The sequence below is a fragment of the Marinobacterium marisflavi genome (genome assembly GCF_982447095.1).
Genome location: NZ_OZ457898.1, coordinates 2,076,424 through 2,101,789, shown reverse-complemented (window position 1 = coordinate 2,101,789; position 25,366 = coordinate 2,076,424). Strand labels below are relative to the sequence as shown.

Here is a 25,366-nt window from a genome sequence, read left to right as displayed (position 1 = left end):
GCTCTCTTGAGGCCCTAGCGGAGAGACAATTCCTATGATCTCGCCGTGAATACAGATCTCTGGCTCTCATGGCCGGAGATTCCTAATCTTGAGGGAAGCGCAGGGGTGTGCGTTTCAGAAGTCTTGACAGCAGGGATGCTGTCACGAAGCCCACACGGACGTGTTTACGGCGTCTTCTGAAATGCACAGCCCTGTGCTCACCTGAACTGAAATAGGAGAGAGCCCATGGCTTTTGTTCCTCAAATTAAAGTGCCGGCTACGTACATGCGTGGGGGTACTTCGAAGGGTGTTTTCTTTAGTCTGACTGACCTGCCAGAGGCGTGTCAGGTGCCAGGTGAGGCGCGTGATAAGTTGCTGATGCGCGTGATTGGCTCGCCTGATCCGTATGGTGCGCAGATAGATGGTATGGGTGCGGCGACCTCGTCGACCTCGAAAACTGTGATTATCTCGAAGAGCACTCAGCCTGGCCACGATGTGGACTATCTGTTTGGTCAGGTGGCGATTGATCGTGCGTTTGTTGATTGGTCCGGTAACTGCGGTAACTTGTCTGCTGCAGTGGGTCCATATGCGATTCATGCAGGACTGGTGGATCTGGCTAAGATTCCTGAGAACGGCATCTGCGAGGTTAAGATCTGGCAGGCGAATATCAAGAAGACCATCATCGGTAAGGTACAGATCACCAATGGTCAGGTTCAGGAGACCGGTGATTTCGAGCTGGATGGGGTGACATTCCCGGCGGCTGAGATCGAGGTTTCGTTTATGGATCCGGCCGACGGTGAGGGCTCGATGTTCCCTACAGGTAACCTCGTTGATGATCTTGAGGTTCCCGGCGTCGGTATCTTTAAGGCGACGATGATTAACTCAGGGATTCCTACGATTTTCTTGAACGCTGAGGAGATTGGCTACCAGGGTACTGAGCTGCGCGAGGCTATCAATAATGATCCTGCGGCGCTGGAGCGCTTTGAGACCATGCGTGCCTACGGTGCTATGAAGATGGGTCTTATCACGGATCTAAAAGAGGCGGAAACGCGCCAACATACGCCGAAGATTGCGTTTGTCTCCAAGCCAAAGGCTTACACAGCCTCAAGCGGTAAAGAGATAGGCACAGGCGATGTAGATTTACTCGTGCGCGCACTCTCTATGGGTAAGCTGCACCATGCGATGATGGGTACTGCAGCGGTTGCTATCGCTACTGCAGCAGCAGTGCCGGGTACGCTGGTGAATCTTGCTGCCGGTGGTGGTGAGCGTGATGCGGTGCGCTTTGGTCACCCCTCCGGTACTCTGCGCGTGGGTGCTAAGGCTGAAGAGGTCAATGGTGAGTGGACGGCTAAGGCTGCCATCATGAGCCGCAGTGCGCGTCTGATGATGACGGGTTGGGTGCATGTGCCAGGAGATACTTTCTAGCGCTCGATGGTCAATTTCGTGATGTAGAAAGGAGGCTTAGCCTCCTTTTTCGGTTTTACTTGTGTTCGAGTCCATTAAGGACCACTCTTAAGAGACCGAAGAATTACACGACGAATTGTCTCATATATGCAAGAGAGGGTAAGGCCAGAGATTGGTGGTACAGAGGCAGGCTATTTTGACTGTCTTGAGATGCTACCCGTAGCAACCATCTGCTTCGGGACAGATGGCAGTTTTCTGTTTGCCAACTACGCTTTTCAAACTCTCTGTTCGTTAAGCCCTTCTGAGCTAGAAGTATTAGACGCTGCTGGTTTGAAGGCTCATCTCCTCGAATTAGAAGCGCAGCCCGCTCGCATTGCTGCTGAGGGTGTCTTTGGCGCAGCGGTATCCCCGCAGGCTAATCTCAGGCACCTCAAAGACGGGCGAGTTATTGAGGTCCTGTATCAGCAACTATCTCTTCCAGAACTCGGTGATATCAATGTGCAGCATTGGGTTGACCACTCAACGGTCGGGCGAGCATTTCGGGAGATCGAGACCGAACTCGATCTGCTACTTAAATTGATAAATCAGGTACCTGATCAGATCTATTTCAAGGATCTAGAGTCGCGCTTCACCCGGATAAATCCGGCTCTGGCTAGACGCTATGGTCTTGACTCCGCCGCCGAGGCAATAGGGAAGAGCGATGCCGATTTCTACAGCGCCGAGCATGCGAAGCTGACTCGAGGCGAAGAGTTGGAGATGATGCAGCAACGACGGCCTGTCTTTAACCAGCTGCACCACGAGCACTGGGGGGATGGAAGGGAGAGTTGGAACGTCTGTACCAAGATGCCAATCTACAGCGCCGAAGGTGATGTGATTGGCATCGCCGGGATCTCGCACGATATTACCGAGCACAAGCGGCGCGAGGCTGACGCTTGGAACAAAGCGAACTATGACGGTTTGACTCGCTTGGCGAATCGTAATTTCTTCCTAGAGTCGCTTCACTCCCGTCTCATCAAGGCGCGAAACCAGCATGATAGTTTTGCCGTTTTGCTGCTTGATCTTGATCGTTTTAAAGAGATCAACGACACGCTCGGACACTCTCAAGGGGATCAGTTATTGGTTCAGGTTGCTCAGCGTATTACCGGCGAACGGCGTGATACTGACCTAGTTGGCCGTTTGGGTGGTGATGAGTTTGCGATCATTATGGAGCTTTCGGACGCCGAGGAGATTCGTCCGCTGTTGAATCGCCTCTTAGAGCGAATTGAGCAACCGGTTGTGCTGGGCCATGAGCAAGTGGTTGTCTCCGCCAGCATCGGTGTTGCCATCTACCCTCAGGACGCCGCTTCGGCTGAGGCGCTACTCTCGCGCGCGGATGAGGCGATGTACTCGACCAAAGATCAGGGGCGCGCCGGCTATACCCTTTACTCCGCCGCGCTCTCCGCAACAAGTAAACGCCGCTTGCGCCTTGCGTCCGACCTGCGTTCTGCCATCGATACCGAGCAGATTCAGGTCGAGTATCAGCCGGTTGTTGCAGCCAAATATGATCGCATTGTTGGCGCTGAAGCACTCTGCCGTTGGTATCACCCGGAGCTTGGTTCGGTTAGCCCCGAGGAGTTTATCCCGATAGCTGAGCAGACAGGATTGATACAGCGCTTAGAGGATAAGATCCTTGATACGGCCATTCAGCAGTTGGCGTGGGTCAACCGGTCGGGCGTGTCACCGGTCAGGATTTCGGTCAATATATCCCCTCGGCGAATCATGCGCGAGCCACAGCGACTTTTTGGCCTGGAAGATGAGTTACAGGCTCTGGGTGTCTATCAGTCGCAGCTAGTTTTAGAGGTCACCGAAGGCTTACTGCTCGATGCGAGTGATGATGTCTTATCCCTCTTTAATCAGCTTAGCACGCAAGGTTTTACTATCTCACTCGACGATTTCGGTACGGGCTATGGTGCGCTAACGTATCTGATGAATCTCGATATTCATCAGGTCAAGATTGATCGGAGCTTTGTAAAACGTATAGAGAGCGATGCCAGTAGTCAGGCGCTCTGTGCCGGAATTATCAGTCTGGCTCGCACACTCGGTTTAACGGTAGTCGCAGAGGGCGTTGAGACTGAGTCGCAGCAGTTGGTTTTGCAGGGGCTCGATTGTGACTACCTGCAAGGGTATCTCTTTGGTCGCTCAATGAGCGCAGAAGCCTTTATTGGACTGCTGGAAGATCAGAGCGCTCGTGAAAAACTCAACTTAGATACTTAGCGCTCAACTACCTCTCACTTCAACACTTGGACTCGAACTTTATGAAGTGCATTTTTATTCCGGGGCTGGTCTCTGATAATCGAGCTTGGTCGGCCGTGGAGTCGCTGGTAACCGTTGCAGGTGTGCAAACTGGTATTGCTGATCTGTCTGCGGCGGACTCGATTGAAACGATGGCAACTGCAGTGTTGTCTCAGTTTGATGGACCGATGCTGCCAGTGGGCCACTCTATGGGCGGACGGGTTGCGATGGAGATAGCACGACAAGCGCCAGATCGTTTGGTCGGGTTGGTTTTGGTCGCGACGGGCGCCCATCCGCTAGTCGCGGGGGAGGTTGCTAATCGAGAGCGTGTTATTGATCTGGCAAACCAGCAAGGCATGCAGGCTCTTTGTGATCAGTGGTTACCGCCCATGCTTGCGCCGGGTACCAAAGAGACAAATTCGTCGCTATACCAATCCTTGCAACAGATGGTGTTGGACGCTGGTGTAGAGTTGCACGAGCGACAGATTCGCGCTCTGATCAACCGTCCAGATGCGACGAATGTTCTACAACAGCTGAGTGTTCCCACCCTATTTGTGGCTGGAGAACATGATGGCTGGAGCACGCCCGCACAGCATTCGCAGATGGCAGAGCGAGTCAGCTCCTCTGAGGTGTATCAACTAGATGGCGTTGGCCATTTTCTGCAGGCAGAGGCGCCGCAAGAGTTCAGTCAGCTACTGCTGGGTTGGATGGCTCGGCAGCAGATGGTTTAGTACCGTAGATCTTGCGCTCTGTGCTGAGTAACCGGCGCTTTAGAGCCAGTCCCCAACGGTAGCCGCCCAAGCCGCCATCAGAGCGCAGTATCCGATGACAAGGGATGCGCAGTGCAATCGAGTTGCGCGCGCAGGCTGATGCTACGGCACGCACTGCCGTAGGTTGTCCGATAGATACCGCAAGGTCTGAGTAGGTTTGTCGGCTGCCAGCAGGCATCCGTTGAAGTGCGCTCCACACCTGTCGCTGAAACTCAGTGCCACCCATTCTTACTGGGATATCTTTGAGTCCATCAGGCCGAAGTAGGTAGTTACTGTAGGCATCCCAGGCGTGATTTAGTAGAGGGTCTGTTGTCACGCTCTGGCTCTCTTCCGGGTGCTCAGATTGGAACTGCCCAAGCAGGGTGTCGGGGTTTTCACCGAATTCGGCATAGACCAGAGCATCCTCATCGGTGGCGATGAGCAGGTACCCCATAGGGGTCTTACCCTGTTTGTACTTAAGCGCAGCAGTCATTCGTTTCCCTGTCGATATCGATAACAACCTGGGTGTGAACTTCTCAGAGTATCACTTATCTTTGGAGATAACTCGTTATATTTCGTTGAAAAAAAGGCGCCACCAATTACTGGTCGCGCCTTAGTACGGATATTAGCGGCGAGTTAGCGGCTTGCTAAAGCGTCTTTTAACGCCTCGTTCATTTCGCGCATGCAAGACTCGGTGCTCTCCCAATCAATACATGCGTCGGTGACAGAGACACCATACTTGAGTTCGCTCAGATCCTGAGGAATCGACTGGTTGCCCCAACCAATATTAGATTCGATCATCAGGCCAACAATCGACTTATTGCCCTGCAGGATCTGATGTGTGGCATCTTTAGCTACCATCGGCTGGCGTGCAGGGTCTTTGCTTGAGTTTGCGTGGCTACAGTCGATCATGATGTTCTGTGGTAGCTTTGCCTTCTTTAGCGCTTGCTCAGTCAGGCTGACAGAGACGGTATCGTAGTTCGGGCGGCCATTACCGCCACGCAAAACAACGTGACCGTACTGATTACCTCGGGTACGTACGATCGATACCTGACCCTCAGAGTTGATCCCGAGGAATGAGTGTGGGTGGCTGACCGACTTCATTGCATTCACGGCGACTTCCAGACCGCCATCGGTACCGTTTTTGAAGCCAACAGCTCCAGACAGACCAGATGACATCTCGCGGTGAGTTTGCGATTCCGTGGTACGTGCCCCAATCGCTGACCAGCTAATCAGGTCCTGCATGTACTGTGGAGAGATTGGATCCAGCGCCTCAGTAGCTAGCGGGAGCCCCATCTCTGCAAGGTCGAGCAGGAGTTTGCGACCGATATGCAGACCCTCTTCAATCTCGAAGCTGTCGTTCATGTGCGGGTCGTTGATCAGACCTTTCCAGCCTACTGTTGTGCGCGGCTTCTCAAAGTAGACGCGCATAACCAGTACCAAGGACTCTTTGACCTCCTCTTGCAGCGCTTTGAGGCGGCGAGCATAGTCGATCGCTGCTTCCGGGTCGTGGATTGAGCAGGGGCCGATTACGATGAAGAGGCGTGGGTCTTTGCGATCAAGAATATCGCGAATCACCTGGCGGCCAGCCATAACACTCGCTGCTGCTTTCTCACTCAGCGGTAACTTGGCTTTGAGCTGATCAGGTGTAATCAGCGGTGCGTTGGAGGCGATATTTAGATCGTCGACGCGGATATCAGACATTATTAATTTCCAAACTCTCGGATACGGTTGAACGCGAAACTACGCGAAACTACGCGAAACTACGCGAAAGGCGTTGTTGTAACACAAGGGTAGTCGCTATATAAGGGCTGAAAACGCGGAAAAACGTATTTATAGTGAACTATTTAGCGGAAAAGCTAATAATAGATATCACAGCGATTTTTACGTCTTCGTTAACGGGTTAAGTAGGTTTTATTTTAGAGGTTTTCGGTGATTCGACGATTTGCATCCACTCTCCAAATTTTTGCGCTGATGCTAATGACGTTATCAGCACAGGCATCAATTTTTGGGGGTAGCTCCAATCAGCCATTGGACGTCGAGCAGGCGTTCGTTCTGACAGGCGGGCAGACGGCATCTGATCGAGTAGACCTGGTGTGGCAGGTGGCGGATGACTACTACCTCTATCAGGATCGGATCGAGATTGAGTTTGCACCCGGCATCGATGTTCTTTCGCGCGAAGACTCTGCAACGGATACCAAAGATGACCCGCTCTTTGGAGAGGTTCAAGTATTTCATAAGATTGCCCAGGTTGGTCTAACGATCGGACGTGCCGACCAATCAGTTCCGGCATCGAGCAGCTTTAAAGTGACCTATCAGGGGTGCTGGGAAGGGGGTATCTGCTATCCGCCGGTGACTAAGGAACTAAGCCTTGCTGATGTTGGTTTAATCAAAGTAGGGCAGATAGCGGCCACCGTTGCTGAGTCTGCTGAAACTCCAGCAGGTGCTCAGGTTGATACGTCTGGGGCGAGTTCAACCCCCGCGACGCCACTCTCCGCTCAAGATCAATTTGTCGAGACGCTGACAAAAGCCTCTCTGATGAGTTTGTTGGCAATCTTTTTCGTTGCCGGTCTCGCCCTGTCTATGACACCTTGCGTCTTCCCTATGATCCCAATTCTGTCCGGTATCATTGCTGGACAGGGGCATAGGGTGAACACCCGCAGGGGCCTGGCACTCTCAGTTGTCTACGTTTTGGCGATGGCTGTGACCTACACCATCGCAGGGGTAATCGCCGGGCTATTCGGTGCGAATCTGCAGGTTGCGCTGCAGGAGCCTTGGGTTATCAGCATCTTCAGTCTGATTTTCGTCGGGCTGGCGCTGTCGATGTTCGGTTTTTATGACCTGCAGTTCCCCTCCGCTTTCCAGACTTGGTTGACACGCGGTAGTGACCGTCAGAAGGGTGGCACATACGCTGGAGTCGCAGTGATGGGCTTCCTCTCGGCACTGATTGTCGGTCCCTGTATGGCGGCACCTCTCGCGGGTGCGCTGATCTATATTGGGCAGACGGGTGATCCGCTGCTCGGCGGCATGGCGTTGTTTGTGATGTCGTTGGGTATGGGGGTACCGCTGATTCTGATCGGCACTTCGGCAGCGAAAGTGATGCCGCGAGCGGGTGTCTGGATGGAGTCAGTCAAAGCGGGCTTTGGTGTGGTGCTGCTGTTGATGGCGATCTGGATGCTGGATCGTGTGGTGCCTACTGAGGTCAGCATGCTGCTGAGCGCACTGGTACTGATTGTCAGCTCGATCTATATGGGTGTCTTCAACACTAACTACGAAGGTGTGCAGGGCTGGGCTAAGTTCTTCCGCGGCTTGGGCGTTGTGTTGCTGGTGTATGGTATTGCGCTGCTGTTGGGGCTGCTTTCGGGCGGCAAGAGCTTCATCTATCCACTACAGAGTTTCACAGGTAACGGCGCAGGTGGAGCTGTTGCTTCAACCAGCAAGCTTAACTTCGCAACCATTACCACCAACGCCGAGCTGGATCGTATGCTCGCCGTTGCTCAGCGCAATGGACAGCCGGTGATGTTGGACTATTACGCGGATTGGTGTGTGTCCTGTTCGGAGCTAGATTACGTCACCTTTGCTGACACGCAGGTACAACAAGCCTTGCAGAGCGTACTACTGATCAAAGTCGATGTGACCGCCAACGACGCTGAAGCAAAACAGCTGACACAGCGGTATGAGGTACTGGGGCCACCTACCCTACAGTTGATTAACAGCGCTGGTGAGTGGCGTAAAGATTTAACGCTGATTGGTGTTCCTGCGCCGCAGGAGTTACTGAATAATCTCCAACGTCTATAACCCTGAGGATTTGAGAAGATGAAAATACACGCACTGATCCTAACTCTTGCAATCTCGCCTTTTGCTTTCGGTGCTGACGCTGATTCAGGCAGAGAGCTCTATGAAGAGACTGAGTTCGAAAAAGAGATCAACGGTGAAATGATGAGCGATGCGACCTGCTCGAGCTGTCATGTTCCCAATGATTTCACCAAAGCAGATCGTAAAGCGGAGAACTACCGTGGTGTGCACTGGTGGGTAAATGCGTGTAATCAGGCGATGAATACCGCCTGGTTCCCAGAGGAGGTCGATGATGTCACTGCCTACCTCAACCGCGAGTTCTACAAGTTCCCAGAGGAGTGAGCCCCGCTCTGGAGGTGCAGTAAGCGCCCCTAGCGCAGATACCCTTTGCTGATCGAGCGGAAACTCTCAGTGCCCGCTCGCTCTAGCCACTCAAATATCACCATCTCCTTGCTGACAATCTCAACCCCTGCTTGGCGCATTCGAGCGAGGCCCAGCTCCTTGTTCTGCTCGGTGCGTGAGCTAACCGCGTCCGCCACTACAAAAACCTCGAACCCATCAGTCTTTAGCTCGAGTGCGGTTTGTAGCACACAGATGTGCGTCTCCATGCCACAGATGATGATCTGAGAACGATTGACCGCTTTGATCTGGTTAGTGCATTGAGCATCGGCGGCGCAGGAGAAGGTCAGTTTCTCTAGACGCAGCGCTGAATCTGCAAGAGCTGCAACCACTTTGTCTGAAGTCGGCCCCAAACCTTTGGGGTACTGCTCGGAGTAGAGTGTTGGGACCGACAGCTCTTGGGCAACACCAATGAGGTCACAGACAGTCTGCTCAATAGTGTCGCTCTGTTGCACAGCAGGTAGTAGGCGCTGTTGAACGTCGATCACCAATAGTGCACTGGTCTCCGTGTTAATCAACATGGCTATGCCTCCTCCGAGTGATCTGGGACGTAGTAGTTAGGAAAGTACTTCTCGACCACAACCGAGTCGGGCGCGTAGGCGTGACAACTGCCGAGAAGGTGCTCAGCCGGTGCGTTACGTGGATCTTCGTGAGCCTGCATGCGAGCAAAAAAAGTGACCTGCATCGCCGTCGTTGCGACGGGACCCATCAGCTCAACGAGATGGGTACAGCCAGCAGTACCACCGAAGAGTTCACGAACGCGTTTCGTGAAACCGGGTCGAATCTGTTCGCCGATCAGTCTTTTGTAGACCGGTGCAATGCTGGGGCAGTGGTTGAATGGCGTGGCATCCATTGTAGTTTCAACTTCATGAATACGTAGCTCCAAGTCAACGCTGATACGAATCGACATGTCGTGCAGTGCTTCACCCACTGGGATGATACCGCCCGGTCTGTCAGGCATCTTGATCTCTTGGTTTTTGGTATCCCGAAGGTGCCCCTCGATATCCCAGAGCCCGTCCTGACGCAGAAAACCGTCGCAAGTGACTTGGCGTCGATGTACCTGTTCACGTGCTTTTGGGGTGGGTAGTGCCATGAAGCTTTGACTCCTTAGTGCATAAATGGATAAATCTGGGCAAACTTACAAGTTATGTAAAAACCTAAACTGAGTGTGCCGTAGATGACTTGGACAATAAAGCCGTTTGAACAGCTTAGCGTCAATGAGCTCTATCAATGTTTCCGTTTGCGCGAGCAGGTCTTCTTTCTTGAACAGAAGGTCGATTGCGAAGATATGGACGATCTAGACCAAAAAGCCATGCATCTTTTTGCTGGGGATCCAGTAGATCGATACTGCCGCATCTTTGGGCCCGAGCAGGGTTACTGCAAGATTGGCCGTGTCGTTGTAGCCAGCGAGGCCCGCGGTCAAGGGCAGGGTAAGGCGCTGATGCAGGCGGCTATCGACTACTGTCAGCAGCGCTGGCCTGGATCACCGATTAAAATCGGTGCCCAAGCCTATCTTCGCCGGTTCTACGAGGAGCTTGGTTTTAGCATCTGTGGCGATGAGTTTGATGAGGGCGGTATCCCGCACTATCCAATGCTGATCGAAGGCTGTTAAACAATCCTACGCATCAGCCCCGCGTCAGCCATGATGCGAGTTGAGATCTCCTCGATTGATGCGTTAGTCGTGTCGATATAGCCGATGCGATTCTGCTTGAAATAGCGCTCAACGGTTCGAGTCTCAAAATCACACTGATCCAAAGATGAGTACCGGCTATTGGGGCGGCGCTCATTGCGAATCGCGGCTAGTTGGAAAGCGTCAATGGTGAGCCCATACAGCTTATGACGGTGCTGCTTGAGAATCTCAGGGATATCTGGAGCCTCCATATCCTCCGGAGTCAGTGGGTAGTTTGCTGCGCGAATACCAAACTGCAGTGCCAGATAGAGGCAGGTGGGAGTCTTGCCGGAGCGTGATACGCCCACCAGGATGATATCGGCATGCTGGTACTGTTTAGTGCGCGCGCCATCGTCATTATCCAACGCAAAGTTTACTGACTCGATACGCGCGCGGTATTTGTCGACCTCATTGATGGCGTGTGACTTACCCACGGTGTAGGTCGATTCTGTATTAAGTTCGCGCTCGAGCGGCTTAAGGAAGGTGGAGAAGACATCGATCTTAAAGCCGTTAGACGCAGAGATCAGCGCACGAATCTCCTCGTTCACAATAGTGTCGAACACAATCGCAGCTCCGCCATCGTCTTCGCAGCTCTTGTTGATCCGTTCTACAGTCTGCTTCGCTTTCTCAACGGTATCGATATAGGGCAGGGTGATCTCTTCAAAGTCGATATTTTCAAACTGTGTCAGCAGTGAATTACCCAGTGTCTCGGCAGTGATGCCGGTGCCATCGGAGATAAAGTAGGCGGTACGTTTCATCAAACAGTCTCAGTCGATAGGTGGTTGGCTCGACTATAACAGAAGTTTTTGTAGCGAAATTACAAAATCAAAAGAGGGTTTTTTTTAGTTGATCTGGGTCTAGTATGCCTAGCAATCGAAAGCAGAGTTGCTGCTAAAGCGAACCACGACCCTAAGGGAGAGAAGCTGTGACTGAGTATGTACTGCGCCTTGATCAGGCAGGCATGGACGACGTTGATAAAGTGGGCGGTAAGAACGCATCGCTGGGCGAGATGATCACTCAATTGAGCGAAGCGGGTGTGCGTGTACCAGGTGGCTTCGCAACTACTGCTGACGCTTATCGTGAGTTCCTCGCCTATGGCGGTCTTGCAGACCGCATCAATGCATGTCTGGATGCGCTCGATGTCGACGATACTCGCGCACTGGTACAGGCCGGCGCTCAGATTCGTGGTTGGATTATGGAGGCTGATTTTCAGCCTGAACTCGACGCTGCGATTGAAACTGCTTACGCAGAGATGCTCGGCGGTCAGCAGGAGATCAGTGTTGCTGTACGTTCATCGGCAACCGCGGAGGATCTGCCAGACGCCTCCTTTGCGGGCCAGCAGGAGACCTTTCTCAATATTCGTGGTTTGGACAATATCAAGCACGCGATCAAAGAGGTGTTTGCTTCACTCTACAATGACCGGGCTATCTCCTACCGCGTCCACAAGGGTTTCACGCATGCTGAAGTGGCACTCTCTGCCGGTATTCAACGCATGGTACGCTCTGAGACAGCCTCCTCAGGTGTAATGTTCTCGCTCGATACTGAGTCTGGCTTCCAGCACGTCGTATTTATCACCGCTGCTTACGGTCTAGGTGAGACGGTTGTGCAGGGTGCAGTCAACCCAGATGAATTCTACGTCTACAAGCCGACACTGAAACAGAAAGCGCCGGCGATTCTGCGCCGCACTTTGGGTTCAAAAGCGATCAAGATGATCTACACCGATGAGGGTAGCGCAGGTAAGGCGGTAGAGACGGTTGAAGTACCTTACGCTGATCGCAATCGCTTCTGCGTCTCTGACCAGGATGTCGAAGAGTTGGCTCGCATCGCTGTCACTATCGAGAATCACTACGGCCGCCCTATGGACATCGAGTGGGCGCGTGATGGTGATGACGGTCAGCTGTACATTGTGCAGGCGCGCCCTGAGACGGTTCGCAGCCAGACCCAGGCCACTGTGATAGAACGTTACCTGATGAAAGAGACCGGCAGTGTGCTGGTAGAGGGTCGCTCAATTGGCCACCGTATCGGCTCAGGTCCTGTGCGTATGGTCGCCGGTCTCGAAGAGATGCACCACGTGCAGGATGGTGATGTACTAGTTACTGATATGACCGATCCAGACTGGGAACCGGTGATGAAACGCGCATCAGCGATTGTGACTAACCGTGGTGGTCGTACCTGTCACGCGGCGATTATCGCGCGTGAACTCGGTATCCCTGCCATTGTTGGCTGTGGCGATGCCACTGAGCTCTTGAAAGATGGCGTCGAAGTGACTGTCTCTTGTGCTGAAGGCGATACCGGTCGCGTCTATGAAGGTCGCTTGGAGTTCGAACACCAGACCAGCAATGTCGAGACCATGCCGTCGCTGCCGTTTGACGTGATGATGAACGTCGGTAACCCCGATCGCGCTTTTGATTTCCAGGCTCTACCCAACGCCGGTGTGGGTCTGGCTCGCCTAGAGTTCATTATTAACCGTATGATTGGTGTGCATCCAAAAGCGCTGCTCAATATCGAAGAGCAGCCACGTTCGGTGCGCCAGGTTATCGAGCGTCGGATAGCAGGTTACGCATCACCAGTCGACTTCTATGTTGATAAACTGGTGGAAGGTATCTCGACCCTGGCTGCCGCTTTCTACCCGAAAAAGGTGATCGTGCGCATGTCCGACTTCAAGTCGAACGAGTATGGTCATTTGATCGGCGGTGAGGCGTTTGAGCCACATGAAGAGAACCCAATGCTCGGTTTCCGCGGCGCTGCGCGCTACATCTCTGAGCAGTTCCGCGACTGTTTTGATCTCGAGTGCCGTGCGCTTAAACGCGTCCGGGATGAGATGAAACTGACCAACGTCGAGATCATGGTGCCGTTCGTGCGTACGCCGGGTGAAGCCAAACAGGTCGTTGACCTTCTGGCTGAGAACGGCCTCAAGCGGGGGCAGAATGGACTGAAGCTCATTATGATGTGTGAGATTCCGTCTAATGCTCTGCTGGCTGATCAGTTCCTCGAGTATTTTGATGGTTTCTCGATCGGGTCAAATGACCTGACTCAGCTGACCCTCGGTCTGGACCGTGATTCGGGGGTCATCGCCCACCTCTTTGATGAGCGCAATGAGGCGGTTAAGAAGCTGCTTGAGATGGCGATCTCTGCCTGTAAAGCGCAAGGCAAGTATGTGGGTATCTGCGGTCAGGGCCCATCAGATCATCCGGACTTTGCTCGCTGGTTGATGGACCAAGGTATTGCTAGCGTCTCACTCAACCCGGATTCGGTATTGGATACCTGGTTCTACTTGGCAAACGAAGAAGTTTGATTCGGTGATCCGCTGATCCGCTGCACCAAGAGGCACGTTTAACCAACGTGCCTTTTTGGTCAGCTGCCGCTATTTTGAGAGTCCACTGCTATGAGCCCCTATCTTGGCGTTGCCGTTGTTGTTGCCGCACTTGGCTATCTAGCTGGTCGTGTCGGGAAAAGTGATGAGAATCCGATCGCAAAACGCATTGAGGAGGTGTTTTATGCAATTGCGCTTATCGCTTTTCTGTTAGCTGCGCTGTTGTAGTAGAATACGCACCAGTTAATTTAACCGGACCTTCCAGTGTTTGAACTCGGTAAACGTAATCTCCTGAAAGTATTGCGCGCAAGCCCCTATGGGCTCTATCTCGATGCCGGTGACGGCACCGGTATTCTGCTACCCAATAATGAAGTGCCCCAGGACGCCAATATCGGTGATCGCCTGCGTGTGTTTGTCTATCTCGATTCGGAAGATCAAGAGATCGCAACGCTGCAGCACCCGTTGGCGCAAGTGGGTGAGTTCGCTCGTCTGAAAGTTAAAGAGGTCAACGATATTGGTGCCTTTTTGGACTGGGGACTGGCAAAGGACCTTTTTCTGCCTTACGCCGAGCAGCGTCAGCCCGTTCGGCCCGGACTCTGGGTCAATGTCTACCTGTACGTGGATAACTCGGGCCGTATAGCGGCGACGACTAAAACAGATCGCTATCTAGAGCAGAACCCGACAGATCTCAACGTGGGCGACATGGTAGAGTTGATGCCGTGGCGTATGACTGATCTGGGAATGCTCTGTATCGTAGATCATCGGTATGAGGGGCTAATTCACCGTCAGGATCTGACCCAGCATCTGAAACTGGGTTACCGCACCCCCGGTTATATCAAGCAGGTGCGCGCAGATGGGCGTATCGGCCTGATGCTGCAAGCGCCCGGTTATGGTCGGGTAGATGGTCTGGCGTATCAGATTCTTGAAGATTTGCGTGAGAATCGCGGTTTTGTAGCGCTCAACGATAAGAGTGCACCAGACGCAATCAATGAGCGCTACGGCTGTAGCAAGAAAGCGTTCAAGATGGCGATCGGCCAGTTGTTGAAAAAAGAGAAGATCGATCAGGACGACAAAGGTCTGCACCTGGTCGAGTAATATCCCCAAGGATGAGGTTGTTTAATGATTCCACGCCTAGACAAGATTAACGCTACCCAGCAGCGCTATTTACGTTTTATCGAGCGCCTTAAAGCTGAGGGTTTTGCCGGCGATCTCAATCCTGACTATGCCAATCGCGTTGTGCTGGCTACCGATAACTCGATCTATCAGGTGCTCCCTCAAGGTGTTATCTACCCGCGCAGTATTGAAGATCTGCAGCTTGCAGCGCGCCTGGCTGATCTGCCAGAGTTTGCTGAGATTGTACTGAGCGCTCGTGGTGGCGGTACCGGCACCAATGGCCAGTCGCTCACCGACGGTCTGGTTGTTGATATCTCTAAACACATGAATCAGATTTTGGAGATCAACGCAGAAGAGCGTTGGGTGCGCGTCCAGACAGGTGTGGTTAAAGATCAGCTCAATGCGGCGCTCAAACCCTACGGACTCTTCTTTGCACCTGAGCTATCGACTTCGAACCGCGCAACCATCGGTGGCATGATCAACACCGATGCCAGCGGCCAGGGTTCGGTGCTCTACGGAAAAACTCGAGATCATGTGCTGGCGCTCAAGTCTGTTTGGCTTGGCGGTGAAACCTGGGAATCGGGTCCGATCTCTGATGAAGAACTGACGCAATACAGCGCACGTGAGGATCGTATCGGCGAAATGCACCGTCTGCTGGATGAGATTCAACAGCAGCATGGTGATGAGATTGACGCCTGTTTCCCGAAACTCAATCGCTGTTTGACCGGTTACGACCTAGCGCACATACGCGATGAATCAGGGCGCTTTAACCTCAACTCAGTACTTTGCGGTGCCGAGGGCTCGCTCGCCTTTATCGCGGAAGCGAAGCTGAATGTGCTGCCAATTCCGAAAGTCTCTGTGCTGGTCAATATCAAGTACGATAGTTTTGAATCTTCACTGCGCGATGCCAACGACCTGATGGGTTGGGATGCTACGTCGATCGAAACGATCGACTCTAAGGTGCTCAACCTAGCGATGGGTGATATCACCTGGGATACGGTCTCTAGCTACTTCCCGGCGAATGAAGGTGAGCCGGCGATTCAAGGTATCAACCTGGTGGAGTACACCGGTGACTCCGAAGCTGAGATCGATGAAAAACTGAACCGTTTAACGGCACACCTCGATGCGGTAGCAGGACAGCCAGGCAAAAGCTTTGGCTACACCGTTGCGCGTGGTGCCGTCGAGATCAATAAGATTTGGGGTATGCGCAAGCGTGCAGTTGGTCTGCTGGGTAATGCGCAAGGCCCGAAACGCCCCATCGCATTTGTGGAAGATACCGCTGTTCCTCCAGAAAATCTGGCTGACTTCATTATGGAGTTTCGTGCGGCACTCGATAGCCGTGGTCTGACATACGGCATGTTCGGGCACGTTGATGCCGGTGTACTGCACGTTCGTCCGGCCATTGATATGAAAGACCCTGAACAGGAGAAGCTGATCCGCGAAGTGACCGATGAAGTCGTCGCGTTAACGCAGAAATATAAAGGTCTGCTCTGGGGCGAGCACGGTAAGGGTGTGCGTTCAGAGTATGCTCCAGAGTTTTTTGGTCCCCTCTATCCCGTTCTTCAGCGCGTAAAGGCGGGCTTCGATCCGCGTAACCAGATGAACCCAGGGAAGATCTGTTCGCCGGCGATTGACGGTGCTGCGCTGCTTAAAATTGATGAGGTGCCAACGCGTGGTCAGCATGACCGTCAGATTCCGGCGGTGACTCGCGAAGCGTACGACACCGCAATGAACTGCAACGGTAATGGCGCCTGCTATAACTACGATCCGAATGACGCGATGTGCCCGTCGTGGAAGGGTACACGCGAGCGTATTCACTCGCCCAAAGGGCGTTCGTCGCTAGTGCGTGAGTGGCTACGTCTGCTATCGCAGCACGGCGTTGAGGCTGACGGCTATGCTCAGGCGATGCGAAATGAGTCTCCGCTGCTGAGTTGGCCCAAACGTGCGTTGAACACACTCAAGCGTGAACGCGGCCAGTACGACTTCTCCAATGAGGTGCATGAGGCGATGCAGGGCTGTTTGGCCTGTAAGTCTTGTGTGGGCCAGTGTCCTATCAAGGTCAATGTGCCCGACTTTCGCGCTCGTTTCCTCGAGCTCTACTACACCCGTTATCTGCGTCCAGTGAAGGATTATATGGTGGCGAGTCTTGAATTTATGATGCCGACACTGGCGAAGTTCCCGGCGCCGTATAACTGGGCGATGACTAACTCCGTTGTGAAAGGCCTGACTGCACGTTTTGCCGGTCTGGTCGATTCGCCAACCATCTGCAAGCTCGGTCTGAAGCAAGAGATGGATTCGCGTGGTGTTCCAGTAGCCTCAGCCGCCACGCTGAGCGCACTCAGTGAAGAGCAGCGAGCGAAGACGGTGGTGATCGTGCAGGACGCTTTCACCAGCTACTTCGAGACGCAACTGGTACTCGATATTGCAGACCTCCTCAAACGACTGGGATTTAACGTACAGTTGGCGCCGTTCGCGCCGAACGGTAAGCCTCTGCACGTGCACGGATTTATGAAGCGATTCACCAAGGTGGCTCAGCAAAACGTAGAGATGCTGCGTCAGTTTGAGGCTCAGGGTGTTACGCTTATTGGTGTCGATCCGTCTATGACCCTGACCTACCGTCAGGAGTATGCGCAGGTTGTCTCTGGCGAACTGCCCAAGGTGCAACTGTTACAGGAGTGGCTATCGCAGCAGCGTGAAGCCCTGTCGGAAATCAAACTCGAGGGCCGCGCGAACTACCGTTTGATGTCGCACTGTACAGAGAAGACCAATGCAGCGCCGTCCGTTAAGCAGTGGCAGACCATCTTCGCTGACCTCGGTCTGGATCTTAGCGTTGTGGCAACGGGATGCTGTGGGATGGCCGGAACCTTTGGTCATGAGTCGGCTAACCAGGCTGCATCGAAAGAGATCTACTCGCAGAGTTGGCAGCCGATCGTAAATTTCGCCGCTGTAGATGATGAGTTGTTGGCAACCGGCTACTCCTGTCGCTCTCAGGTGAAACGCCTGGATCAGAAACAGCTAAAACACCCTGCTCAAGCGCTGCTTGAGCTGATGCGCTAACTGAAGGATCGAATCGATGGAAGACTTGCTACCTGAACTTTGCGACCGCTACCCAGACGATGTCCGTATTTTGGAGCCTATGCTGGGTAATTTTGGCGGACGCGAGCGTTTCTTCGGTCAAATTGTCACAATTAAAGCGTTCGAGGATAATTCTCTGGTGCGTGAGCAAGTTGCACAGCCAGGGGAGGGACGTGTCTTAGTGGTTGATGGTGGCGGGTCCATGCGTCGCGCCATGCTAGGGGATATGCTGGCGGAGAAGGCCTCGAAGAACGGCTGGGCCGGTATTATCATCTACGGCTGTATTCGTGATGTGAATGCGATCGCAGATCTAGACATTGGCGTTCAGGCGCTGGGTGCTCATCCGCTGAAAACCGATAAGAGGGGGGTGGGTGAGTTGAATGTGCCAGTGCGTTTCGGCGGCGTCGACTTTGTCCCGGGCGAGTACTGTTATGCCGATAACAACGGTGTGTTGGTATCGCCCAAGCCGTTAGAAACTGATTGATTAAGGTTGGATAAAGCTTTAATATCCAAGGCCGCTTGCTGATAAGAAAATTTTAAATTTTTTTATATGAATCAATTCAACAGCTTAGGACCATATCTAGGTTGTTTTTAAATTTTTTTTGATTTTTTTTGATTTCTTCGGAACTTTAAGGCCACGTAGATGGTCTATAGTTTACAAGCAAGCATTCAACTGAGCAGCATTACCACACCGGTGTGCACTAGGTTGCAGACCCAACTGTAAAAGGTTGAACTGTAAAAGGTTGTTTAGTTTTTCTGCCAGCTTGAAGCCTCCAAAAAATTAGCGGTAACTACGCTAGCCGCAATCCGAAATCTCCCCCTTAATTCGGATTGCGGTTTTTTATTGCCTGCAGTTTGCCACCTATACTTCTAGGCAGCGCCTATAATGTGAGTATCTTTCCAAGTTTGGAGATGCAAATGCAGTCTGACCGTCGTATTGCCCCTCGAGTAAATTGTGAGATCGCAGCTGAGGTGCACATGCTCTTTGGTGACAGCATCAACGTCCAGATCGTCGATCTGTCGATCTCTGGCTGTCAGATAGTCGGGGATGAGCAGTTGATGGGTTTGAAGTCTGTCGCCAGTGGCGCTCCCATGGAGTTCAACCTGCACTTTGGTTTAGATGGCTGTCCGATTCACACCTTCTGTCGAGTGGTCTATCAGCGACGCGAACGGCAGAGTCGATGTGTAATGGGACTGCGCTGGAGCTCTATTCCCGAGCATCAATCAGATATAGTGCAGCGCTTTGTTTATGAACGTCTGGCGACAGGCATGGCTCAGTCGAGCGCCCGTGCATAGCGGCCCCGCAGAATCTGAACTCGGCTGACATAGTTCTGAGTTTCAGTGTAGGGGGGTATTCCTGAGTAGCGCGCTACGGCACCGGGGCCGGCATTGTAAGCCGCGGTAGCCAGTCTCTCATCCCCATCGTAGATCGCGAGCAGCTGCTCCAGGTAGCGACTACCGCCGGCGATGTTCTTGCTCGGATCTAAACGATCATCTACCCCCAGGTCCGCTGCCGTAGCCGGCATCAATTGCATTAGCCCGGTAGCGCCTTTGGATGAGATTGCACCGGCGTTAAATGCAGATTCTGCATGAATTACCGCGCGGATAAGTGCTTCATCGACGCCGGTGACGCGCGCCAAAGTGCGAGTCTGGTCACGATAGCTCTGCAAGTTTAGAGGCGTTGTTTGCCAATTTACGCCCGGCTGAGCGCGGCAAGCGAAGCAGTCAAAACGCATCACCTCGAAGTCTAAATTGCCAGTTGGTTTGCGATCACTAAACGAGAGAATCCCCAGTTTGTTGCGGTACTTATAGATGGTGTCGCCCTTGGTCTTGCCCGATTTGGAGGGGACATTGGTATACTCGACTCGACCGTCGGGCAGAGTGCGTTTAACGATCTCGGCCTGAGCTACTCCAGCAAGCAGTAGGGTCGCAAGAATTGTGGCTTGGCCTACGGCTTTAGCGTTAAGCGCAAGAGTGGGTGTCCATCTATACATGCCACAGTTATAGCACATACTAAGAAAGGGAGAGGGCAGTTGTCCTATCAACTACTGATTTTCGATTGGGATGGAACACTTATCGACTCAACCGGTCGCATTATCTCCAGTTTTAAAGGCGGTGCTCGCGAGCTAGGTCTGCGTATTCCTCCTGACGAGGATGTACGCAATATCATTGGATTGGGTCTTAAAGAGGCGATTGAGCAGGTAATGCCTGAACTGAATAGCACACAAGTGGATGCTCTGGCGCAGGCCTACATTCGGCACTATCTTGAGCTAGACGAAACTCCGACAGCGCTATTTCATGCGGTTGCAGAGGGGTTAGAGCACTTACGCGCTCGCGGCTTCAGATTGGCTGTTGCGACAGGTAAGAGCCGCCGCGGGCTCGACAGAGTGATGCAGGAGACAGGACTTGGACATCTGTTCGAAGTTACCCGCTGTGCTGACGAGACGCGCTCTAAGCCGCATCCAAGGATGCTTGAGGAAATTTTGGCTCATACCAAGGTTTCAGTCGATTCGGCGCTCATGATCGGCGATACCGACTATGATTTAAATATGGCAACGAACGCCGGTATGGATGCGCTAGCAGTAACCTATGGTGCTCATGAGTTGAGTCGTTTAGAGCAGGCTCAACCGACCCATAGGGTTGATAGTTTCGTAGACTTTATAGATTGGATTCAGGATCGACAGAGGATAGAGGTATGAATCAGGACCCTTGGGGCCCGTCTAATCAGCTAGCAAGAGCAGAACGCGCTCAGGCAAGCCGTGATACAACACAGAGCGACGAGGAGCGACTACTGCACAAGTGGGCTAACTCGGTCATGAAAGAGCAGCGCGCTTCGCGCCGCTGGGGTATCTTTTTTAAGTCGCTTACCTTTCTCTACCTCTTCGGCATCGCCGGCTATCTGCTGTGGCAACAGAACTTCACCACAGATAGTTTCACCGAGCCCGACCATGTCGGCATTGTTGAGGTCAAAGGGGCTATCGCCTCCAGTGCCGAAGCGAACGCCGATAGCCTAATCTGGTCGTTGCGACGCGCCTTTGAGGCGGAAAATTCCAAAGCAGTCATACTGCGCATCAACAGCCCTGGCGGCTCGCCGGTCCAATCAGGCTATGTCTACGACGAGATAAAACGCCTGCGTACGCTCTATCCTGACAAGCCCGCCTACGCTGTCATTACCGATATGGGCGCCTCAGGTGCCTACTATATCGCTGCTGCAGCTGACGAGATCTACGCTGATAAAGCCTCTCTGGTCGGCTCCATTGGTGTTATCTCCTCAGGTTTTGGCTTTGTCGGCCTGATGGATAAACTTGGCATAGAGCGCCGTGCGCTCTCCTCTGGCGAGAGCAAGGCGCTGCTAGATCCCTTCCAGCCACTGCAACAGGACCAAAAAGAGTTCTGGCAAACGGTGCTGGCGACAACGCATCAGCAGTTTATTGATCAGGTCAAACAGGGTCGTGGTGATCGACTCAAAGATGATCCACGCATCTTCTCAGGCCTTATCTGGACCGGCGAACAAGCCGTGGAGCTCGGCCTTATCGATGGTCTCTCAAGCTCCTCAGCGCTAGCGCGCGACAAGCTCGATATCGAAAAGTTGATCGACTACTCACGTAAGGCGAGCCCAATCGAGCAACTGGCAGAACGTTTCGGACTCGGCGTCGCAACTGCCGTTATTAATCAGCTTGGGTTTTCTGCCACATCTCCAATTAAGTGATTAAAACTCGATTTCATCAGTATCCGCGGCTGTCGCAACCGAACTAGGGGCTTCAGACTCGCTCTAGCCCACCGCGCGCTTGCTCCTGCGTCGCGCGGTATACCGTCTATCCTTAGACATATCCCTGGTCGCTCCGTGGCGGTTCCCTACCGCCAAGGGTCTTCAGACCCTAGTTCGGCCGCAACAGCCTCGATCTGAGTTAGCCTCGGTTAGATGCGATCACATAGCCTAGGGATCCTGTGGGCTGAACTTGCTGGGTAGAAGGGTTTTCGAACCCTTGGCCGTATGGAACAGCCACGGAGCGCTCAGGGATATGTCCATGGATGGACGGTATGCCGCGCGACGCAGGAGCAAGCGCGCGGCAGACTCGAGCGCGTTCGATAACCCTCCTCGCCGGTGGGCTTGCCCTGAAAAGTTACCGGTAAATTAACCTTGGTGCAGAAGCGGATTGTACCCAAACCGAATTAGCATCTTATTCAGTCGAATAAGAGGTAGGCCTATCAAAGAGTTTGGATCGCTAGATTCGATAGACTCAAACAGAGAGATACCCAAGCCTTCGCATTTGAAGCTGCCCGCACAATCGTAGGGCTGCTCTGCTAGTAGATAGTTCTCAATCTCAAGGGGTGTCAGTTGACGAAACCGCACGATTACTTCGTCTACCTCGACCTCAGTGCGTCCCGATTCTGTATCGAGCAACGCTAGACCTGTCAGAAACCTTACCTCTTTACCGCTACATTGAGTCAGTTGCTCAACTGCTCGATCAAATCCACCGGGTTTGCCCAGAATGCCGGTATCTGTCACTGCAGTTTGATCACTACCGATGATGAGTCCGCTAGGTCCGGAATCAGCTACTGCTTGTGCTTTCTCGCGGGCTAAGCGAGATACATAGTCATGAGGGTTTTCGTTTCTTAAAATCGATTCGTCAATATTAGGTGAGGATATATCAAAGAATTTCACTAGCCGCGATAGCAGCTCTCTACGGTAGGCGGAGCTTGAGGCGAGGATTATCTCTGGTGTGTGAATTTTCATGATGACTCAAAAAAGGGTATTGATATGTGAATAGGCTGTTTCAGGCGTATCAATCTCGAATTGAGGTTAGCTAGGCATCCCTCTGTCCGTTAATTCGCTACAAAATGCTAAACTAGCGCCAGATTAGCAGTAAAAAAGCCAGCTTTCACTTTACACCGGCACTCGACATCCCTAGAATTGCGCGCTTATGTCGTACGGCCCCTTACCGAAAAGAGTTGATCCTCGAAAACTCGCCGAGCGAGAGGTGCAGTTGCAGGGTAGTGTCGAGCTTAAATCGATGCCCGAACTGTTATCGCTGCTGGTTGATGATGAGGGCGAAGTTAGCGTTGAGCTAGCCTTCGCACTCGATGAGCAGAAACTCCGGACTGTTACCGGTCAGGCCAAAGCACGGGTAAGACAGCAGTGTCAGCGTTGTCTTGAACCGGTTGAGGTTGAGCTGGAAGCTGAATTTAGTTTGGCGGTAGTACTGAACGAAGAACAGGCTAAGAACCTGCCTCGCTACTATGATCCTCTGCTGGTTGAAGAGGATGTGGTGCTAGCTTCACTGGTTGAAGAGGAGTTGATCCTCACTCTGCCAGCGGTGGCTTACCACGAGGATTGCAGCGTACAACTCTCTTACGGAGAGGACGAAGTGCAACAGAGCGAGGCGGATGAGAAACCCAACCCCTTTAGTGTGTTGGCGTCTCTAAAACAGAAACGCTAACAGAGATTGATTAGGAGTTAACTAACAATGGCAGTACAGAAAAGCAAGAAGTCACGCTCACGTCGCGACATGCGTCGTTCACACGATGCGCTGGGTAACCCAACTCTATCGGTAGACCAGGCCACAGGTGAAATTCACCGTCGTCACCACGTAAGCGCTGACGGTTTCTACCGCGGCCGTCAGGTTGTTGCAGCTAAAGGCGAAGAGTAATCTCGCTGCTGTAATCGGCTATGTAAACGGGGACTTCGGTCCCCGTTTCTATTTCTAGCGCCAGATGATGTAAACTGGCGGGCAGATTTCACCATGCGATTTACCGCACCATCTATGCAGAGGAAGTTATGTCCCAATCTTTAGCATTGGTTTTCCCGGGTCAGGGCTCACAGCAGCTCGGCATGCTCGGCGACCTAGCTGCTGAACACAGCATTATTCAAGAGATTTTCGCCGAAGCGTCAGAAGCTCTGGGTTTTGATCTCTGGTCTATGGTCCAGCAGGGGCCAGAAGCTGATCTGAACTCAACTGAAAATACCCAGCCTGCTCTACTCACGTCGAGCGTAGCCTTGTGGCGTTTGTGGCAACAGCAGGGTGGTGAGACTCCAGCCACTGTTGCTGGTCATAGCTTGGGTGAATATTCAGCCCTAGTTTGTGCGGGAGCGATTGACTTCGCAGATGGTGTGAAGCTTGTACAGCTGCGCGGTCAGTTGATGCAGGCAGCAGTACCAGCGGGTAGCGGTGCGATGGCCGCTATCTTGGGTCTGGCCGATGCTGATGTGGTTGCTGCCTGTGAAGCAGCAGCTCAGGGGGAGGTCGTCTCTGCAGTTAACTTCAACTGCCCAGGTCAGGTTGTCATCGCCGGACAGAAAGCCGCGGTTGCGCGTGGTGTGGAGGCCTGTAAAGAAGCTGGCGCCAAGCGTGCCGTTGAGCTCCCAGTATCTGTACCTTCACACTGTGCGCTGATGCAGCCTGCTGCTGAAAAACTTGGCGAGGCGCTAGCGAACATTGATGTGCGCATGCCAGCCATCAGTCTGATCCACAACGTGAATGCGGCGACCGCCAATGATGTTGCCGAGTTGCGTGACCTGTTAGTCCGTCAGCTCTATAGCCCGGTACGTTGGACCGAGTCTGTGCAGGCGATGCAGGCGACGGGTGTTGAAACCTTGATCGAGTGTGGGCCAGGTAAGGTCCTCTCGGGTCTGAATAAGAAAGTTGATCGCGCCCTTAATATCGCCAATATAGGCGATGTGGCGGGTCTGGCGAAAGCGCTTGAGCTGCTAAATGCGTAAGGAATTGCTATGAGTCTTGAGAACAAAATCGCGCTGGTGACCGGCGCAACACGTGGCATCGGTAAAGCGATTGCTGAGAACCTCGCTGCCCAGGGTGCCACGGTTGTTGGTACTGCAACGAGTGAAAACGGCGCTGCAGCGATCTCTGAGTACCTTGCCGCTGCAGGTAATCCGGGCAAAGGGTACGTGCTCAACGTGTCGGATGCCGAGTCTGTTGAAAGCTGCATGAAACAGATCCAAGAGGATTTCGGCGCCGTGACTATTCTGGTCAACAATGCCGGCATCACGCGTGATAACTTGATGATGCGCATGAAAGACGATGAGTGGGACGGTGTAATTAATACCAACCTCAACTCAGTTTACCGTATGGTTAAGTCGGTTCTGCGTGGTATGACAAAAGCGCGTTGGGGTCGAATCGTCAGCGTCAGCTCTGTGGTTGCCTCCATGGGTAATGCCGGTCAAGCCAACTACGCTGCGGCGAAATCAGGCATGGAAGGTTTTACTCGTGCGTTAGCGCGCGAAATCGGTAGCCGTAATGTGACTGCTAATTGTGTGGCGCCAGGTTTCATCGCTACCGATATGACTGCTGAGCTTCCTGAAGCGCATAAAGAGATGCTGCAGTCGCAGATCTCCCTGTCACGGCTAGGTCAGCCGGAAGAGGTGGCTGCAGTTGTCGGTTTCCTCTGCAGCGAAGCGGGCGGTTATGTGACCGGTGAAACAGTGCATGTAAACGGCGGCATGTACATGGGCTAAAACTCTGGAGGTGATTGGGAGAATTAAGCATCTAAAGATTGTAATTTTCCCCGATTTCAGGATAATTGCCTCCAGTTGAAAAACGTTGTCGCTTGCGAGCAGTGGATGCAGACAAGAATTACGGC

Annotated in this window: 25 protein-coding genes; 18 read left to right on the top strand and 7 right to left on the bottom strand. The window is 52.9% G+C overall.

Annotated features, from left to right (window positions below; genetic code table 11):
* Window positions 1-225 precede the first annotated feature (225 nt).
* The 3 genes from prpF to AC1WNR_RS10340 all read left to right on the top strand — a co-directional run bounded on the left by prpF (window position 226) and on the right by AC1WNR_RS10340 (window position 4,385).
* On the top strand, window positions 226-1,404 hold the full coding sequence (gene prpF, locus AC1WNR_RS10350; protein WP_481644412.1) for a 2-methylaconitate cis-trans isomerase PrpF: 1,179 nt from the start codon (window positions 226-228) through the stop codon (window positions 1,402-1,404).
* A gap of 126 nt (window positions 1,405-1,530) precedes the next feature.
* The gene (locus AC1WNR_RS10345; protein ID WP_481644411.1) at window positions 1,531-3,636 is read left to right on the top strand and encodes a putative bifunctional diguanylate cyclase/phosphodiesterase; all 2,106 of its coding nucleotides are present in this window, start codon (window positions 1,531-1,533) and stop codon (window positions 3,634-3,636) included.
* A gap of 41 nt (window positions 3,637-3,677) precedes the next feature.
* Window positions 3,678-4,385, top strand: coding sequence for an alpha/beta fold hydrolase (locus tag AC1WNR_RS10340; protein ID WP_481644410.1), 708 nt, complete (start codon window positions 3,678-3,680; stop codon window positions 4,383-4,385).
* On the opposite strand, the gene AC1WNR_RS10335 is transcribed toward AC1WNR_RS10340, so the two are convergent.
* Window positions 4,339-4,896: a methylated-DNA--[protein]-cysteine S-methyltransferase gene (locus tag AC1WNR_RS10335; protein ID WP_481644409.1), complete on the bottom strand. Its 558-nt coding sequence runs from the start codon at window positions 4,894-4,896 to the stop codon at window positions 4,339-4,341. The genes AC1WNR_RS10340 and AC1WNR_RS10335 overlap by 47 nt on opposite strands.
* Before the next feature lie 143 nt (window positions 4,897-5,039).
* Window positions 5,040-6,107, bottom strand: coding sequence for a 3-deoxy-7-phosphoheptulonate synthase (locus AC1WNR_RS10330; RefSeq protein ID WP_481644408.1), 1,068 nt, complete (start codon window positions 6,105-6,107; stop codon window positions 5,040-5,042).
* A 228-nt stretch (window positions 6,108-6,335) separates the two neighbouring features.
* On the opposite strand from AC1WNR_RS10330, the gene dsbD reads away from it, so the two are divergent.
* Window positions 6,336-8,201 carry a protein-disulfide reductase DsbD gene (gene dsbD, locus AC1WNR_RS10325; RefSeq protein ID WP_481644407.1) on the top strand — a complete coding sequence of 622 codons (1,866 nt, stop codon included), beginning with the start codon at window positions 6,336-6,338 and terminating at the stop codon, window positions 8,199-8,201.
* Between the two features lie 18 nt (window positions 8,202-8,219).
* Window positions 8,220-8,540 (top strand): hypothetical protein, encoded by a 321-nt coding sequence (locus tag AC1WNR_RS10320; RefSeq protein WP_481644406.1) that lies wholly within the window; start codon window positions 8,220-8,222, stop codon window positions 8,538-8,540.
* A gap of 29 nt (window positions 8,541-8,569) precedes the next feature.
* Here the strand turns inward: AC1WNR_RS10320 and AC1WNR_RS10315 are convergent, their stop codons facing one another.
* Both AC1WNR_RS10315 and AC1WNR_RS10310 read right to left on the bottom strand, forming a co-directional pair.
* Entirely contained in the window at window positions 8,570-9,118 is a 549-nt protein-coding gene (locus AC1WNR_RS10315) for a hydrolase (RefSeq protein WP_481644405.1), read from the bottom strand.
* A 2-nt stretch (window positions 9,119-9,120) separates the two neighbouring features.
* The gene (locus tag AC1WNR_RS10310) at window positions 9,121-9,690 is read right to left on the bottom strand and encodes a DUF2889 domain-containing protein (RefSeq protein WP_481644404.1); all 570 of its coding nucleotides are present in this window, start codon (window positions 9,688-9,690) and stop codon (window positions 9,121-9,123) included.
* 84 nt (window positions 9,691-9,774) lie between these two features.
* On the opposite strand from AC1WNR_RS10310, the gene AC1WNR_RS10305 reads away from it, so the two are divergent.
* The gene (locus tag AC1WNR_RS10305) at window positions 9,775-10,209 is read left to right on the top strand and encodes a GNAT family N-acetyltransferase (RefSeq protein WP_481644403.1); all 435 of its coding nucleotides are present in this window, start codon (window positions 9,775-9,777) and stop codon (window positions 10,207-10,209) included.
* Here the strand turns inward: AC1WNR_RS10305 and ppsR are convergent.
* Entirely contained in the window at window positions 10,206-11,024 is an 819-nt protein-coding gene (gene ppsR / locus AC1WNR_RS10300) for a posphoenolpyruvate synthetase regulatory kinase/phosphorylase PpsR (protein ID WP_481644402.1), read from the bottom strand. The two genes, AC1WNR_RS10305 and ppsR, sit on opposite strands and share 4 nt — an antisense overlap.
* Before the next feature lie 167 nt (window positions 11,025-11,191).
* On the opposite strand from ppsR, the gene ppsA reads away from it, so the two are divergent.
* The 6 genes from ppsA (at window position 11,192) to AC1WNR_RS10270 (ending at window position 19,063) form a co-directional block, all read left to right on the top strand.
* Window positions 11,192-13,561, top strand: a complete 2,370-nt coding sequence (gene ppsA, locus AC1WNR_RS10295) for a phosphoenolpyruvate synthase (protein ID WP_481644401.1) — start codon at window positions 11,192-11,194, stop codon at window positions 13,559-13,561.
* Window positions 13,562-13,651: 90 nt separating this feature from the next.
* The gene (locus AC1WNR_RS10290) at window positions 13,652-13,807 is read left to right on the top strand and encodes a hypothetical protein (RefSeq protein ID WP_481644400.1); all 156 of its coding nucleotides are present in this window, start codon (window positions 13,652-13,654) and stop codon (window positions 13,805-13,807) included.
* Between the two features lie 36 nt (window positions 13,808-13,843).
* Entirely contained in the window at window positions 13,844-14,674 is an 831-nt protein-coding gene (locus AC1WNR_RS10285) for a CvfB family protein (protein WP_481644399.1), read from the top strand.
* 24 nt (window positions 14,675-14,698) lie between these two features.
* Window positions 14,699-17,749, top strand: a complete 3,051-nt coding sequence (ydiJ, locus tag AC1WNR_RS10280) for a D-2-hydroxyglutarate dehydrogenase YdiJ (RefSeq protein ID WP_481644398.1) — start codon at window positions 14,699-14,701, stop codon at window positions 17,747-17,749.
* A 16-nt stretch (window positions 17,750-17,765) separates the two neighbouring features.
* Window positions 17,766-18,251 carry a ribonuclease E activity regulator RraA gene (gene rraA, locus AC1WNR_RS10275; RefSeq protein ID WP_481644397.1) on the top strand — a complete coding sequence of 162 codons (486 nt, stop codon included), beginning with the start codon at window positions 17,766-17,768 and terminating at the stop codon, window positions 18,249-18,251.
* A 434-nt stretch (window positions 18,252-18,685) separates the two neighbouring features.
* Complete coding sequence (locus AC1WNR_RS10270; RefSeq protein ID WP_481644396.1) at window positions 18,686-19,063, top strand: PilZ domain-containing protein; 378 nt, start codon at window positions 18,686-18,688, stop codon at window positions 19,061-19,063.
* Here AC1WNR_RS10270 and AC1WNR_RS10265 read toward each other — a convergent pair.
* A complete protein-coding gene (locus tag AC1WNR_RS10265) occupies window positions 19,042-19,761 on the bottom strand; it encodes a lytic transglycosylase domain-containing protein (RefSeq protein WP_481644395.1) in 720 nt (239 codons plus the stop codon). The genes AC1WNR_RS10270 and AC1WNR_RS10265 overlap by 22 nt on opposite strands.
* 39 nt (window positions 19,762-19,800) lie before the next feature.
* Here AC1WNR_RS10265 and AC1WNR_RS10260 point away from each other — a divergent pair, with 39 nt between their 5' ends.
* Window positions 19,801-20,466: an HAD-IA family hydrolase gene (locus tag AC1WNR_RS10260; protein WP_481644394.1), complete on the top strand. Its 666-nt coding sequence runs from the start codon at window positions 19,801-19,803 to the stop codon at window positions 20,464-20,466.
* On the top strand, window positions 20,463-21,476 hold the full coding sequence (sppA, locus tag AC1WNR_RS10255; protein ID WP_481644393.1) for a signal peptide peptidase SppA: 1,014 nt from the start codon (window positions 20,463-20,465) through the stop codon (window positions 21,474-21,476). The genes AC1WNR_RS10260 and sppA overlap by 4 nt, the downstream gene beginning before the upstream one ends.
* Before the next feature lie 426 nt (window positions 21,477-21,902).
* On the opposite strand, the gene AC1WNR_RS10250 is transcribed toward sppA, so the two are convergent.
* Window positions 21,903-22,505 (bottom strand): Maf family protein, encoded by a 603-nt coding sequence (locus tag AC1WNR_RS10250; RefSeq protein ID WP_481644392.1) that lies wholly within the window; start codon window positions 22,503-22,505, stop codon window positions 21,903-21,905.
* A gap of 187 nt (window positions 22,506-22,692) precedes the next feature.
* Here AC1WNR_RS10250 and AC1WNR_RS10245 point away from each other — a divergent pair, with 187 nt between their 5' ends.
* The 4 genes from AC1WNR_RS10245 to fabG all read left to right on the top strand — a co-directional run bounded on the left by AC1WNR_RS10245 (window position 22,693) and on the right by fabG (window position 25,241).
* Complete coding sequence (locus AC1WNR_RS10245) at window positions 22,693-23,208, top strand: YceD family protein (RefSeq protein WP_481644391.1); 516 nt, start codon at window positions 22,693-22,695, stop codon at window positions 23,206-23,208.
* 27 nt (window positions 23,209-23,235) lie between these two features.
* The gene (rpmF, locus tag AC1WNR_RS10240; protein ID WP_481644390.1) at window positions 23,236-23,418 is read left to right on the top strand and encodes a 50S ribosomal protein L32; all 183 of its coding nucleotides are present in this window, start codon (window positions 23,236-23,238) and stop codon (window positions 23,416-23,418) included.
* Window positions 23,419-23,546: 128 nt separating this feature from the next.
* Window positions 23,547-24,488 carry an ACP S-malonyltransferase gene (gene fabD, locus AC1WNR_RS10235; RefSeq protein WP_481644389.1) on the top strand — a complete coding sequence of 314 codons (942 nt, stop codon included), beginning with the start codon at window positions 23,547-23,549 and terminating at the stop codon, window positions 24,486-24,488.
* A gap of 9 nt (window positions 24,489-24,497) precedes the next feature.
* Window positions 24,498-25,241 (top strand): 3-oxoacyl-ACP reductase FabG, encoded by a 744-nt coding sequence (gene fabG, locus AC1WNR_RS10230; RefSeq protein WP_481644388.1) that lies wholly within the window; start codon window positions 24,498-24,500, stop codon window positions 25,239-25,241.
* Window positions 25,242-25,366: the final 125 nt, after the last annotated feature.

Excerpts from the sequence above, each read along its gene's own strand:
- AC1WNR_RS10270 (WP_481644396.1), top strand. The coding sequence starts at position 18,686 with ATGCAGTCTGACCGTCGTATTGCCCCTCGAGTAAATTGTGAGATCGCA.
- AC1WNR_RS10335 (WP_481644409.1), bottom strand. The coding sequence starts at position 4,896 with ATGACTGCTGCGCTTAAGTACAAACAGGGTAAGACCCCTATGGGGTAC.
- ppsR (WP_481644402.1), bottom strand. The coding sequence starts at position 11,024 with ATGAAACGTACCGCCTACTTTATCTCCGATGGCACCGGCATCACTGCC.
- prpF (WP_481644412.1), top strand. The coding sequence starts at position 226 with ATGGCTTTTGTTCCTCAAATTAAAGTGCCGGCTACGTACATGCGTGGG.
- AC1WNR_RS10330 (WP_481644408.1), bottom strand. The coding sequence starts at position 6,107 with ATGTCTGATATCCGCGTCGACGATCTAAATATCGCCTCCAACGCACCG.
- AC1WNR_RS10265 (WP_481644395.1), bottom strand. The coding sequence starts at position 19,761 with ATGTATAGATGGACACCCACTCTTGCGCTTAACGCTAAAGCCGTAGGC.
- AC1WNR_RS10290 (WP_481644400.1), top strand. The coding sequence starts at position 13,652 with ATGAGCCCCTATCTTGGCGTTGCCGTTGTTGTTGCCGCACTTGGCTAT.
- AC1WNR_RS10320 (WP_481644406.1), top strand. The coding sequence starts at position 8,220 with ATGAAAATACACGCACTGATCCTAACTCTTGCAATCTCGCCTTTTGCT.
- AC1WNR_RS10315 (WP_481644405.1), bottom strand. The coding sequence starts at position 9,118 with ATGTTGATTAACACGGAGACCAGTGCACTATTGGTGATCGACGTTCAA.
- AC1WNR_RS10340 (WP_481644410.1), top strand. The coding sequence starts at position 3,678 with ATGAAGTGCATTTTTATTCCGGGGCTGGTCTCTGATAATCGAGCTTGG.
- AC1WNR_RS10305 (WP_481644403.1), top strand. The coding sequence starts at position 9,775 with ATGACTTGGACAATAAAGCCGTTTGAACAGCTTAGCGTCAATGAGCTC.
- AC1WNR_RS10345 (WP_481644411.1), top strand. The coding sequence starts at position 1,531 with ATGCAAGAGAGGGTAAGGCCAGAGATTGGTGGTACAGAGGCAGGCTAT.
- rpmF (WP_481644390.1), top strand. The coding sequence starts at position 23,236 with ATGGCAGTACAGAAAAGCAAGAAGTCACGCTCACGTCGCGACATGCGT.
- sppA (WP_481644393.1), top strand. The coding sequence starts at position 20,463 with ATGAATCAGGACCCTTGGGGCCCGTCTAATCAGCTAGCAAGAGCAGAA.
- rraA (WP_481644397.1), top strand. The coding sequence starts at position 17,766 with ATGGAAGACTTGCTACCTGAACTTTGCGACCGCTACCCAGACGATGTC.
- fabD (WP_481644389.1), top strand. The coding sequence starts at position 23,547 with ATGTCCCAATCTTTAGCATTGGTTTTCCCGGGTCAGGGCTCACAGCAG.
- AC1WNR_RS10245 (WP_481644391.1), top strand. The coding sequence starts at position 22,693 with ATGTCGTACGGCCCCTTACCGAAAAGAGTTGATCCTCGAAAACTCGCC.
- AC1WNR_RS10250 (WP_481644392.1), bottom strand. The coding sequence starts at position 22,505 with ATGAAAATTCACACACCAGAGATAATCCTCGCCTCAAGCTCCGCCTAC.
- AC1WNR_RS10310 (WP_481644404.1), bottom strand. The coding sequence starts at position 9,690 with ATGGCACTACCCACCCCAAAAGCACGTGAACAGGTACATCGACGCCAA.
- fabG (WP_481644388.1), top strand. The coding sequence starts at position 24,498 with ATGAGTCTTGAGAACAAAATCGCGCTGGTGACCGGCGCAACACGTGGC.
- ydiJ (WP_481644398.1), top strand. The coding sequence starts at position 14,699 with ATGATTCCACGCCTAGACAAGATTAACGCTACCCAGCAGCGCTATTTA.